This is a genomic window from Mesorhizobium sp. M8A.F.Ca.ET.021.01.1.1 (assembly GCF_003998025.1).
In the GTDB taxonomy this organism is placed as follows: Bacteria; Pseudomonadota; Alphaproteobacteria; order Rhizobiales; family Rhizobiaceae; genus Mesorhizobium.
Genome location: NZ_RZSJ01000116.1, coordinates 1 through 13011, shown reverse-complemented (window position 1 = coordinate 13011; position 13011 = coordinate 1). Strand labels below are relative to the sequence as shown.

10 protein-coding genes and 1 pseudogene are annotated in these 13011 nt (G+C 63.8%); 8 read left to right on the top strand and 3 right to left on the bottom strand.

The window, feature by feature from the left end; all coding sequences use genetic code 11:
- The 3 genes from EOA36_RS12130 to EOA36_RS12120 all read right to left on the bottom strand — a co-directional run.
- A partial coding sequence (locus EOA36_RS12130) for an aldo/keto reductase (RefSeq protein ID WP_145969154.1) occupies positions 1-317 on the bottom strand: 317 nt, incomplete at its 3' end.
- Between the two features lie 92 nt (positions 318-409).
- The gene (locus tag EOA36_RS12125; RefSeq protein ID WP_127277847.1) at positions 410-802 is read right to left on the bottom strand and encodes a DUF305 domain-containing protein; all 393 of its coding nucleotides are present in this window, start codon (positions 800-802) and stop codon (positions 410-412) included.
- Between the two features lie 43 nt (positions 803-845).
- On the bottom strand, positions 846-3353 hold the full coding sequence (locus EOA36_RS12120) for a heavy metal translocating P-type ATPase (RefSeq protein WP_127277846.1): 2508 nt from the start codon (positions 3351-3353) through the stop codon (positions 846-848).
- A 202-nt stretch (positions 3354-3555) separates the two neighbouring features.
- Here EOA36_RS12120 and EOA36_RS38925 point away from each other — a divergent pair.
- From EOA36_RS38925 to EOA36_RS12080, 8 genes and pseudogenes are all read left to right on the top strand, one after another.
- A pseudogene (locus EOA36_RS38925) lies at positions 3556-3687 on the top strand (glycosyltransferase family 25 protein); the annotation flags it as partial.
- 22 nt (positions 3688-3709) lie between these two features.
- Positions 3710-4369 carry a glycosyltransferase family 25 protein gene (locus tag EOA36_RS12115; RefSeq protein ID WP_348629809.1) on the top strand — a complete coding sequence of 220 codons (660 nt, stop codon included), beginning with the start codon at positions 3710-3712 and terminating at the stop codon, positions 4367-4369.
- A gap of 317 nt (positions 4370-4686) precedes the next feature.
- Complete coding sequence (locus tag EOA36_RS12110; RefSeq protein ID WP_127277845.1) at positions 4687-5490, top strand: glycosyltransferase family 25 protein; 804 nt, start codon at positions 4687-4689, stop codon at positions 5488-5490.
- Between the two features lie 255 nt (positions 5491-5745).
- Positions 5746-6543: a glycosyltransferase family 25 protein gene (locus EOA36_RS12105; protein ID WP_127277844.1), complete on the top strand. Its 798-nt coding sequence runs from the start codon at positions 5746-5748 to the stop codon at positions 6541-6543.
- A gap of 88 nt (positions 6544-6631) precedes the next feature.
- The gene (locus tag EOA36_RS12100; protein WP_127277843.1) at positions 6632-9433 is read left to right on the top strand and encodes a [protein-PII] uridylyltransferase; all 2802 of its coding nucleotides are present in this window, start codon (positions 6632-6634) and stop codon (positions 9431-9433) included.
- A 46-nt stretch (positions 9434-9479) separates the two neighbouring features.
- On the top strand, positions 9480-11081 hold the full coding sequence (gene murJ / locus EOA36_RS12095) for a murein biosynthesis integral membrane protein MurJ (protein WP_127277842.1): 1602 nt from the start codon (positions 9480-9482) through the stop codon (positions 11079-11081).
- A gap of 276 nt (positions 11082-11357) precedes the next feature.
- Positions 11358-12425 (top strand): tryptophan--tRNA ligase, encoded by a 1068-nt coding sequence (trpS, locus tag EOA36_RS12085; RefSeq protein WP_127277841.1) that lies wholly within the window; start codon positions 11358-11360, stop codon positions 12423-12425.
- A 118-nt stretch (positions 12426-12543) separates the two neighbouring features.
- Positions 12544-13011 (top strand): universal stress protein (locus tag EOA36_RS12080; RefSeq protein ID WP_145969153.1); only part of this gene is annotated, 468 nt, incomplete at its 3' end.

The following is a 13011-nucleotide window of genomic DNA, read 5'->3' as shown; positions in this document are numbered from 1 at the left end:
GTGGCGAGGCGCTTCAGGCTGTTCTCGCAGGCGCGCTGCACGCCGGCCCTTGAAGCGTTGGAAGGCAAGACCTTCGAGACCAGGAAGACCTCGGCGCGGCGGCCGGCGATGGCTTTGGCCACCACTTCTTCCGCACCGCCGCCGGCATACATTTCGGCGGTGTCGATCAGCGTGACGCCGAGGTCGAGGCCGAGCTTGAGGGCATTTACCTCGTCGGAGCGGCGCCGCGAATCCTCGCCCATTTTCCACGTGCCCTGGCCGAGAACGGGTATGGTCTCGCCGCAGGGTAGCGTGGTGGTTCTGACGCTCGATTCCATGGCATGGCTCCGTCGGTACTCGATCGCATCGAGGCCTCGACGAGACTCCGCAAGGAGTTCTCGCCGGACCCTACTTAGCGATGCCGGGAAGCTTACTTCACCGGATGGGCGGCGAGCCAGTCCTGCATCTGCTTGATTTCGGCTTCCTGCGCGGCGATGACGCCTTCGGCGAGTTTGCGGATTTCCGGATCCTTGCCGTTGGCCAGCTCGACCTTGGCCATGTCGATCGCGCCTTGATGATGCGGAATCATGCCGCGGACAAAATCGACGTCGGCGTTGCCGGTATATTGCGAGGCCATCATGTCGGTATGCATCTTGTCCATCGCCGCCTTGTAGCCCGCCGTCGAAGGGCTTTCCGCCCCCATGGCCATGGCGCCCATGTCGTGCTTCATCTCCTCGCTCTGCGCCGGCACGCTTTCGAGGAAGACGGCAAGCAGCATTCCGGCCGCCATCAGCAGCAGCACGAGTTTTTTAGCCAAGGTCATTCATGGTCTCCTGTTGGTTGGATTTCGTATCTGGGGGTTAATCTCAGAGTTTCAACGTTCTGAGCCGCAATGCGTTCGCGATCACCGAGACGGAGGACAGGCTCATCGCCGCCGCCGCCAGCATCGGCGACAGAAGCGTGCCGGTAAGCGGATAGAGCACGCCGGCCGCGACCGGCACGCCAAGCACATTGTAAAGGAAGGCGAAGAACAGGTTCTGCCGGATGTTGCCGATGGTCGCCCGGGCCAGGGTGCGGGCGCGGACGATGCCGTTTAGGTCGCCCTTGACCAAGGTGATGCCGGCGCTTTCGACGGCGACATCGGCGCCGGTTCCCATGGCGATGCCGACATCGGCGGCGGCAAGCGCCGGCGCATCGTTGACGCCGTCGCCGGCCATGGCGACGCCGGCACCCCTGCCGCGCAGTTCGTCGACGAGCGCTGCCTTCTGTTCCGGCAATAGACCTGCCCGAACCTCGTCGATGCCGAGACGTCCGGCGATCGCCTTGGCCGTGCGCTCATTGTCGCCGGTCGCCATGATGATCCTCAGCCCACTGTCATGCAGCGCCCTGATCGCCTCCGCCGTGGTCGCCTTGACCGGATCGGCGACGGCGACGATGCCGGCCAGCTTGCCGTCGACAGCGACGAACATCGCCGTCTTGCCATCGCCCTGCAATGCTTCCACGCGGCCCAGGATTGCGGAAACGTCGATGGCGAGATCGGCCATCATCGCGGCATTGCCGAGCGCGACCTTCTTGCCCGACACCGTGCCGGAAACGCCCTTGCCGGTAACCGCCTCGAAGCTGCTGGCCTCGGCGATCTTCACGCCGCGCTGGCCCGCCCCATCGACGATGGCCTCGGCCAGCGGATGCTCCGACCCCTTTTCCAGGGTCGCGGCGTACACCAGCAATTCGTCCTCGGAAAAGCCCGCGGCCGCGACGACGTCGGTCAGTTTCGGCCGGCCCTCGGTCAGCGTGCCGGTCTTGTCGACGATCAACGTGTCGACGGCGGCGAAGCGTTCGAGCCCGGCCGCTTCCTTGATCAGCACGCCGGCATGCGCGCCGCGCCCGGTGGCGGTCATTATCGACATCGGCGTGGCGAGGCCCAGCGCACAGGGACAAGCGATGATCAGCACCGAAACCGCCGAGACGATGGCAAAGATCAGACTGGGCTCGGGGCCGAAGATCGCCCAGGCGATGAACGCGGCGACGGCGACCAGGACGACGGCCGGCACAAAGTAGAAGGAAACGCGGTCGGCCAGGCCCTGGATCGGGGCGCGCGAGCGCTGTGCCTTGGCGACGAGTTCGACGATGCGCGACAGCGTCGTCTCGGCGCCGATCCGCTCGGCGCGCATGATCAGCGAGCCGTTCTTGTTAAGCGTGCCGCCGGTCAAGGCGTCGCCTTCGGCCTTCTCGACCGGCAAGGGTTCGCCCGTGATCATCGATTCGTCGATGGAGGAGCGGCCCTCCAGCACCGTGCCGTCGACCGGGACAGCATCGCCGGGACGGATGCGCAGGCGATCGCCGGCCTTGACGTCGTCCAGCGCTACATCGGTCTCGGCGCCGTCCTCGGCGATCCGCCGCGCGGTCTTCGGCGCGAGATCAAGCAGGGCGCGGATCGCCGATCCGGTCTTTTCGCGGGCGCGCAGTTCCAGCACCTGGCCGAGGAAGACCAGCGCGACGATGACGGCGGCTGCCTCGAAATAGACCGGCACCGTACCGCCATGGCCGCGGAACTGGTGCGGAAAGATGTCTGGAAAAAACGTGGCGACGACGCTGTAGACATAGGCGGCGCCGACGCCGAGCGAGATCAGCGTCCACATGTTGGGGCTGCGGTTGAGGATCGAGTCCCAGCCGCGATGGAAGAACGGGAAGGCAGCCCAGAGCACCACAGGGCTCGCCAGGACCAGTTCGATCCAGACCTTTGCGCGATCCTCGACCAGGCCCTCCAGCGACAGGCCGACCATCGGCGCCATGGCGACGACCAGCAGCGGGACCGACAGCACCGCGCTCACCCAGAGCCGCCTCGTGAAATCGACCAGTTCGGGATTTGGCCCTTCATCGCCTGTCGGCACGCCCATGGGCTCGAGGGCCATGCCGCAGATCGGGCAGGAGCCGGGCTTGTCGCGGATGATCTCGGGATGCATGGGGCAGGTGTATTGCGTGCCCTTGGGCATCGGCGCCGGTGCCGGCCTGTCGCCGAGATAGGTTTGTGGCGCCGCCTCGAACTTCGCCTTGCAGCCGGCGGAACAGAAGTAGAAACCTTGGCCTTCATGGCGGACGAAATGTTTCGCCGTCGAGCGGTCGACGCTCATGCCGCAGACAGGGTCGGTGGCCGTCAGGTAGCTTTCCGGCTCGGACTGGAACTTCGAACGGCAGCGCTCGCTGCAGAAATGATAGAGGCGGCCGCCATGCTCTGATGTCGGCTTGCCGGCGGCCGGATCCACGATCATGCCGCAGACCGGGTCGCGCGGAACCGCATTCGCGGCGGCGCCTTTGGGCGCGCAGCAGCCGCCATGCGAGCCATGCGTGTGATGATGGTGATCTGAATGCGTCATTTCGAAAATGCCTTGATGTCACTGCTTCGAGGTCGAGGTAGTGCTTCCAGTAACTGGAAGGTCAAGGGCTGTTTTGATTTTCCGATTCGGGCGCCGTGAAATCGATCGAACACCCCCTGCACAAAGGTACATCTCGTGCTAAAACTTTGCTTGCTAATATTACTCGCCGCATCACGTTCATCTCGCTAGATTTCGGTCGACAATGAAGTGCCTGGTCATAAACCTCGATCGGTCCTCGGACCGACTTGCCCATATGAGAGCAGAATTCGGCCGTATCGGCGTCGCGTTCGAGCGCGTCGTGGCGGTCGACGGACACAGCCATCCCGAACTCGAACAGCAACCTCAGCATCCAATGTATGGACCCCGGCAACTATCGAGCAGCGAAATCGCCTGCCCTGCACAGCCATCGTGCCTGCTGGTCGATCCTGGCGCGGGACGAGGCGCGCTATGGCGCCATCTTCGAGGACGACGTGGTCTTTTCCGCGAATGCCAGTTGTTTGCTTGCCGACAGCGGCTGGATCCCGGCCGACGCCGACATCGTCAAGCTGGAGACGTACTTCAGCAAGACCATAATCCAGCGGATGAGGATTTCCGCCGGTCATGGTTTTTCCGTGTCAAGGCTCTGCAAGTTCCATCCGGGAACCGGGGGCTACATCATCTCCAGGCAGGCCGCGCGCGATCTTCTCGAAGCGACCGAAAGGATCAACCTGACCGCCGATGACCTGATCTTCAACCCGGCGTTCGCGACATGGTCGAGCAACGCGATCTACCAACTTGTCCCGGCACTGTGTGCACAGGATCAAGTCCTCGGCGACAGGGCGCTGGGGATGCCAAGCCTGCTCGACCACGGACGCGAATGCAAATGGCTCGCCAGCGGCTTGATGACAAAACGCCGGCGGCCAATGACCGAGAAGGTCAGGATCGAGATCGGGCGGGTCGTGGAATGGATCGTCGATTTCTGCAAGTTGCGGCGACGGACCGTCATCCCTCTCGCTTCGCCGGGGCCACGGGATTAACCAGGCTTCTCCGGGACCCACTCACAGCGCCGCCGAAACCGGGCGTAAATGCCGCCACAGGGCAGCTCCACCCAGCTCGCCAAGATGCTGTCGAGCAACCGAATCGAATTCCGTTTCGCGTCCGATGTCACGAAATAGAAACCCTGTCCTGCGTCCAGAAACGGGTCATCGATCTAGTAACCGGAAGCTCAAGAGCCGCTTCGTCGCTGCTCATTGCATTGCACCTTCGGGATTCCTGACGAAATAATCATGCGACCGGGCACCATCTGTGCTAGAGGGCGGCGACAGTCTCCTGGAAGTATAGATTTTATCCAAAAATGAAGTACCTGGTCATCAATCTCGATCGATCCCCGGATCGACTTGCCCATATCACCGCCGAGTTTGCCCGCATCGGCATCGCGTTCGAGCGCGTCGCGGCGGTCGATGCAAGACAACATCCCGACCTGGTGCTGCAGCCCCAGCATGCCCGGTACGCCGAGCGACGCCTATTCGGCAGCGAGATCGCTTGCCTGCACAGTCACCGCGCCTGCTGGACCATCATTGCGCGGGACGACGCGCCCTACGGCGCCGTGTTCGAGGACGACATTGTGTTTTCCGCGAAAGCCGGTGTGCTGCTTGCCGATACGGGCTGGGTTCCGGCCGACGCCGATATCGTCAAGCTGGAGACATTCTTCCACAGAACGGTCATCCATCGGGCCGGCATCTCCGTCGGCCCGGGATTTTCCGTGTCCAGGCTGCGCAAGAACCACATAGGATCCGGAGGCTACCTGCTTTCCAGGCAAGCGGCCCGCGCCCTTCTGCGGGCAAGCGCGGAGGTCAACGTGGCGGTGGACAGCCTCATCTTCGACCCCGCATTCGCAACGGCAGCAGGCAAGACGATCTACCAGCTTGTTCCCGCGCTCTGCGCGCAGGACCAGTTCCTGCGCAACAGATTGCCAAGCCTGCTCCATCAGGAACGGCAAGCCGAGTGGACCGCGAGCGGGCAGGCCGAAAAACGCCGAAGGCCATTGTCGAAAAAGGTAGCGGTGGAGACCAGGCGGGTCGCCGAGTGGATCCTCGACTACTGCCAGTTGCGGCGACACGCGGTTATCCCGCTCGATCCGCCCGAAGCCGGACGTTAGATCTCTTGCCGCTACCGCCGGCGTGCCCGTGCCCACGCCGCGAAAGCAGGAGGCAGGCCTTTCGGTGCCCGTGTCGAAATTCCTGCTGAAGCTCGCCAGGATTGATCTCTGACGCTTCGAATGAAGGCTCACGCCCTGTTTTAGCCGCGCTCATTTCGTCGCACCGCAAATTAGCCCCAGAAATGATCAGCAATCCCTAGACCTTCACGTGCTAGACGGCTCTGGGATCCGCTGAACGTAAAGCCTGCGTGCGATATGAAGTGCCTTGTCATCAATCTCGATCGTTCTCCCGAGCGGCTTGCCCATATGACCGCCGAATTTGCCCGCATCGGCATCGGGTTTGAGCGAGTCGCCGGGATCGATGCCAGGCAACATCCCGACCTGGTGCTGCAGCCGCAGCACGCGATACACGCCATCCGGCCTCTTTCCGGCAGCGAGATCGCCTGCCTGCACAGCCATCGCGCCTGCTGGACGATCATTGCCAAGGGCGACGCCCCGTACGGTGTTGTGTTCGAGGACGACATGGTCTTCTCTGGCAAAGCCGGTGCATTGCTTGGCGATACGAGTTGGGTGCCAGCAGACGCGGACGTCGTGAAGCTCGAGACGTTCTTTTCCAGAACCGTCATTCAAAGGAGAAGGACTTCCGCCGGGAACGGTTTTTCCATGGTCCGGCTCCGCAAGGGCCATCCCGGGGCCGGGGGTTATCTCCTCTCGCGGCAAACCGCATGCGACTTCCTGGAAGCAACGGCGCAGGTCAACATAGCTGTCGATGATCTCATCTTCGACCCCACCATTTCAGCCGGCAAAACCGTCTACCAACTCGTTCCAGCGCTCTGCGCGCAGGACCAGTTCATTGGCGACGGGCTGCCAAGCCTGCTTGCCCCGGAACGGGACGCCGCGCGGACCGCGAGTGGACTTATGACAAAGCACAGGAAGCCGACAACCGTGAGAATCAGCAGGGAAGCCGGGCGGGCAGCGCGGCGGATCACCGATTTCTTTAAGCTGCGGCGGCGGATTGTCGTCCCGCTCGCTCCAGTGGAGGCAAACGACTAGAGCGTTTGCCGGATTGACAGCAGGCCATACCCAGCGCCGAGAAAACACGCTATAGACGCCGCCCAAAAGGCAAGGCCAACCGGTATCCATGGCGAAAATCTCCCTGAAGCTCGATGAACTGATCGACGGCGACGCTTTGCGCCGCGAGATGACGGCGCTGACCGCGGCCAGCGCCGGCGACGGTTCCAGCCAAGCCATCCGTGCCGCCGTTCTTCAGCTTCTCAAGGGGCGCCTCGCCGAGGGCCGCAAGACAGCCGAGGCCATGCTGATGCAAGATGGCGGCGGCAACGCCTGCGCCGAACGGCTGTCGCACCTGATGGACGAGCTGATCCGGGCGCTCTACGATTTTGCCGCGACGCATGTCTACCGGGTGAAGAACCGGTCCTCGGCCGAACGCATGGCGGTCGTTGCCGTCGGCGGCTATGGCCGCGGCACGCTGGCGCCGGGATCCGACATCGACCTGTTGTTCCTGCTGCCCTACAAGCAGACGCCGTGGGGCGAACAAACGGTCGAGTACATGCTCTACATGCTGTGGGACATGGGGCTGAAGGTTGGCCATGCCACCCGCAACATCGATGAGTGCCTCAGGCTGTCGCGCACCGACATCACCATCCGCACCTCGATCCTGGAGGCGCGATTCCTGTGGGGCGAACGCAAGCTCTATGATGAGCTGATGCTGCGCTTCGACCACGAGGTGGTGCGCACGACCGGCCCGGAATATGTGCAGGCCAAGCTCGCCGAACGCGACGAGCGCCATGCCAAGGCCGGCGAAAGCCGCTATCTGGTCGAGCCCAACGTCAAGGACGGCAAGGGTGGGTTGCGCGATCTGCAGACTCTGTTCTGGATCGGCAAGTATTTTTACCGCGTGCGCACCGGCGAGGAACTGGTCGAGAAAGGCGTCTTCACCGAGGCCGAGTATCGCGAGTTCCAGAAGGCCGAGGATTTCCTGTGGGCGGTGCGCTGCCACATGCATTTCCTCACCGGGAAGGCCGAGGAGCGGCTGCATTTCGACATCCAGCGCGAGATCGCCGAACGGCTCGGCTATACGACCCATCCCGGCCTGTCGGCGGTCGAACGCTTCATGAAGCACTATTTCCTCGTTGCCAAGGATGTCGGCGACCTGACCCGCATCTTCTGCGCCGCGCTGGAAGAGGAGCAGGCCAAGCACGTTCCCGGCTTCAACCGCATCTTCCTGACCTTCCAGCGCCGCAAGCGCAAGCTGGCCGGGACGTCAGACTTCATCGTCGACAACCATCGCATCAACATCGCCGACGACCAGGTGTTCGAGCGCGATCCGGTCAATCTTCTCAGGCTGTTCTGGTTCGCCGACAAGCACGGGCTGGAATTCCATCCCGATGCGCTGAAACTGCTCACCCGTTCGCTCGGCCTGGTCAACAAGTCGCTCAGGCGCGACGAGGAAGCCAACCGGCTGTTTCTCGACATATTGACCTCGGACCGCAACGCCGAACTCAACCTGCGGCGCATGAACGAGGCGGGGCTGCTGGGCCGGCTGATCCCGGATTTCGGCAAGATCGTCGCCATGATGCAGTTCTCGATGTACCACCACTACACGGTCGACGAGCACCTGATCCGCTGCATCGGCGTGCTGGCCGAGATCGAGCGCGGCGATGGCGAGAAGGTGCATCCGCTGTCGCATTCGCTGATGCCGGGCCTGAAGAAGAGCCGCGAGGCGCTTTATGTCGCCGTGCTGCTGCACGACATCGCCAAGGGCAGGCCTGAAGACCATTCCGAGGCCGGCGCCAGGATCGCAAGGCGGATCTGCCCGCATATGGGGCTTTCGCCGGCCGATACGGAAACCGTCGCCTGGCTGGTCGAGAACCACCTCGTCATGTCGATGACGGCGCAGACCCGCGACCTCAACGATCGCAAGACGATCGAGGACTTCGCCTCGATCGTGCAGTCGGTCGAGCGGCTGAAGATGCTGTTGATCCTAACCGTCTGCGACATCCGGGGCGTCGGACCGGGCGTGTGGAACGGCTGGAAGGGCCAGTTGCTGCGTACGCTCTACTACGAGACCGAACTGCTGCTGACCGGCGGCTTTTCGGAAGTCTCGCGCGCCCAGCGCACGGCGGCGGCACGCGAACGCCTGGCGGAGGCGCTCGCCGACTGGCCCGACAAGGCGCGCAAGCGCTATGTCGGACTGCATTATGAAAACTACCTGCTGACCGTGGACCTGCCGGACCAGCTTCGCCACGCCGAATTCATCCGCGAGGCGGACGCGGCGGGCAACAAGCTCGCCACCATGGTCAAGACCCACCAGTTCGAGGCGGTGACCGAAATCACCGTGCTGGCGCAGGACCATCCCCGTCTTCTCTCGGTCATTGCCGGGGCATGCGCCGGCGCCGGCGGCAACATCGTCGACGCGCAGATCTTCACCACGTCGGACGGCCGCGCGCTGGACACGATCCTGATATCGAGGGAGTTCGACCGCGACGAGGACGAGCGCCGGCGCGCCGAGCGCGTCGGCAAGCTGATCGAGGACGTGCTGTCGGGCAAGAGCTGGCTGCCGGAAATGATCGAGAAACGGACCAAGCCAAGGCGCGGATCCAAGGTGTTCAAGATCCCGCCGCGCGCCGAAATCCGCAACGCGTTGTCGAACCGGTTTTCGGTCATCGAGGTCGAGGGGCTCGACCGGCCCGGCCTGCTGTCGGAAATCACCGGGACGCTGTCCGACCTGTCGCTCGACATCGCCTCGGCGCACATCACCACTTTCGGCGAGAAGGTCATCGACACCTTCTATGTCACCGACCTCACCGGCCAGAAGATCGACAGCCCGGCCCGCATCGCCACCATTCGCAACAGATTGATAGCGACGCTCGAAGGCGCGGCACTCGAACGCGGCGGCAAGGCCAGGGCAGCCGCCGAGTGACGGCCATCATCTCCTTCTTCCATTCCCACAGGCAGTCTGCGAACGCATGAGTCTCGTCAAGAAATTCGCTACCGTCGCTTCCGGCACGTTGATGAGCCGTGCGCTCGGTTTCGGCCGCGAGATGCTGATGGCAGCCGCTCTGGGCACCGGACCGGTCGCGGACGCCTTCAACGCCGCCTTCCAGTTCCCCAACACGTTTCGCCGGCTGTTCGCCGAGGGCGCCTTCAACGCCGCCTTCGTGCCGCTGTTCGCCAAGGAAATCGAGACGCACGGCACCGACGGCGCCAAGCGTTTCTCGGAAGAAGTGTTCGGGGTCCTGTTCTCGGCGCTCTTGGTGCTGACCATCGCCATGGAACTGGCGATGCCGCTGATCGTGCGCTACCTGGTGGCGCCGGGCTTCGCCGACACGCCGGGCAAGTTCGAGACGACCGTCACGCTTGCGACGATCATGTTCCCCTATCTCATCTGCATGTCGCTCGCCGCCATGATGGCGGGCATGCTGAACTCGCTGCGCCGCTATTTCGCGGCGGCGATCGCGCCGGCTTTCCTCAACATCATCCTGATCAGCGTGCTTGGCTACGCGTGGTACCATGGGCTTGATGCACATGCTGTCGGCTTCGCCCTGTCCTGGGGCGTACTGGCGGCGGGCATGGTGCAACTCGCCATCGTCTGGGTGGCGGTGCGCAATGCCGGCATCTCGATCGGCTTCCGCCGGCCGAAGATGACGCCGAACGTGAAACGGCTCCTGATCCTGGCGCTGCCGGCGGCGATCACCGGCGGCATCACCCAGATCAACCAGCTGATCGGCACGGCCATCGCCTCGGCGCAGGACAGTGCCGTCTCCTCGCTGGCCTATGCCGACCGCGTCTACCAGCTGCCGCTCGGTGTCGTCGGCGTCGCGGTGGCGATCGTGCTGCTGCCCGAGCTGTCGCGGGCGCTGAAGTCGGGCAACCTGATCGAGGCTGCCAATCTGCAGAACCGCTCCGTCGAATTCACCCTTTTCATGACCCTGCCTGCGGCGGCGGCGCTGTTGGTGATGTCGGAGCCGATCGTGCGGCTGGTCTACGAGCGCGGCGCCTTCGCCGCCAACCATTCGACCCCTGTCGTGGCGGCGATCCTTGCGATCTTCGGTCTCGGCCTGCCGGCCTTCGTCCTGATCAAGGCCTTCACCCCAGGCTATTTCGCCCGCGAGGACACGCGCACGCCGATGATCTTCGCCGCAATCTCCGTGGCGGTGAACGTCGCCACCGCGCTGACGCTGTTCCCGAGGATGGGCGCGCCCGGCATCGCCGTGGCGTCGGCCGTCGCCGGCTGGGTCAACGCGCTGATGCTGCTTGCCGTGCTGATCCGGCGCGGCCATTGGGGTCGCGACGTTCCGCTCTTGAAACGCATTCCGCGCCTCGTGCTGTCAGCGGTGGTAATGGGGGTCGCCCTCTATTTCGCCGAGCATTATTTCGCCGTCAGGCTCGGACCGGGCTCGCCGCTTGTGATCAAGGCAACGACCGTGCTGGCCCTGGTGGCCGGCGGGGCGACGCTCTATTTCGTCACGGCGTTCGCCACGGGCGGCGCCGATTTCGGCATGATCCGCAGGAATGTGAAACGTGGCTCAGGCAAGGCGGCGGTCAAGGACCCGTCCCAGGATTTATAGTGTCTGCGCCGCCCATCATTGCCCTGCCGGGCATTTCTCCCCGTAGAACGGGGAGAAAGAGGCTGAGCGGGCTACGGCGCTTTTTCTCCCCGTCACTATACGGGGAGAAATGTCCGGCAGGACAATGAGGGGCGGCGCGAACCTGTCAGGACGAAGTCATCCGCCCAGCGGCCCAACTTCCGCCTCTTGATCCCGTCCGCCCCTTCGTTCATAAGCGCGCCGTCGAAAGACTTTCGCCGCGTGCGAAACGGCCCTCCACAAGCCACGAGGAAATCCATGTCCGCCTTCAAGCCACTCGTCTTCTCCGGCGTCCAGCCGACCGGCAATCTGCATCTCGGCAACTATCTCGGCGCCATCAAGAAATTCGTCGCCCTGCAGGATACGTCGGACTGCATCTACTGCGTCGTCGACCTGCATTCGCTGACCGCGCAACTCGTCCATGACGACCTTGCCGACCAGACGCGGTCAATCACCGCGGCGTTCCTCGCCTCCGGCATCGACCCGAAGAAGCACATCGTCTTCAACCAGTCGCGGGTGATGCAGCATGCAGAGCTCGCCTGGATCTTCAATTGCGTCGCGCGCATCGGCTGGATGAACAAGATGACGCAGTTCAAGGACAAGGCCGGCAAGGACCGCGAGAACGCCTCGCTGGGCCTGCTCGCCTATCCCTCGCTGATGGCGGCCGACATCCTGCTTTATCGCGCCACCCATGTGCCGGTGGGCGAGGACCAGAAGCAGCACCTGGAATTGACCCGCGACATCGCCCAGAAATTCAACAACGATTTCTCCAACCGCATCGCCGGTCTTGGTGTCGGCGTCGAGATGCAGGTTGGCGAGGAGACGGTGAACGGCTTCTTCCCGATCACCGAACCGGTCATCGGCGGCCCGGCGGCGCGCATCATGAGCCTGCGCGACGGGTCGAAGAAAATGTCGAAGTCGGACCCGTCGGATCTGTCGCGCATCAACCTGACCGACGATGCCGACACCATCTCGAAGAAGATCCGCAAGGCAAAGACCGACCCGGAGGCCTTGCCGAGCGAGGTCGACGGACTGGAAAGCCGGCCCGAGGCGGAGAACCTGGTCGGCATCTATGCGGGCCTCGCCGAGATGTCGAAGGCCGATGTGCTGAAGCAATTCGGCGGCCAGCAATTCTCCGTGTTCAAGCCGGCGCTGGCCGATCTCGCGGTGGAGAAACTGGCGCCGATCGCCAGCGAGATGCGCCGCATCCAGGGCGACCGCGCCTATGTCGACGCGGTGCTCCGGGATGGCGGCGAACGCGCCGGCGTGCTCGCCGAGACGACTATGAAGACGGTGCGCGACATTATCGGGCTGCTGCAGGGCTGAGCCCGATCGTCAATGCGCCGCCTCGTACCGGCCCAAGACATACTGGCCTATGGCCGGCGGCTTGCCGCCGGCCTGCCGCGGTGGCAGATTGCGGCCGAAAAGATACCGAGTAGTAGACATGGTCTCCAAACGCCTCAGCCGCGAAGCCGGTCATCGCAGGAAATTCCTGACGATCATCGATGACACGCCGGAATGCGAACGCGCCGTCGCCTACGCTTCGAAGCGGGCGCAGAGCACCAGCGGCACGCTGGTGCTGCTCTATGTCATCGTGCCGGACGACTTCCAGCACTGGCTGGGCGTCGAGAAGATCATGCGCGAGGAGGCGAACGCCACGGCGCGCGCGGCGCTGGACGGCTACGCCAACAAGGTGCGCCAGAAGCTGGGCATCGAACCGGAGATGGTCGTGCGCGAAGGCAAGCCGACCGAAGAGATCCACAAGCTGATCGAGGAAGACCAGGACATAGCCATTCTCGTGCTGGCGGCCGGCGCCGGCAAGGAAGGGCCGGGCCCGCTGGTCGGCGCCGTGGCCGGCAAGGGTGCGGCCTTTCCGATCCCGGTGACCGTGGTGCCGCAGAATCTGTCGGAT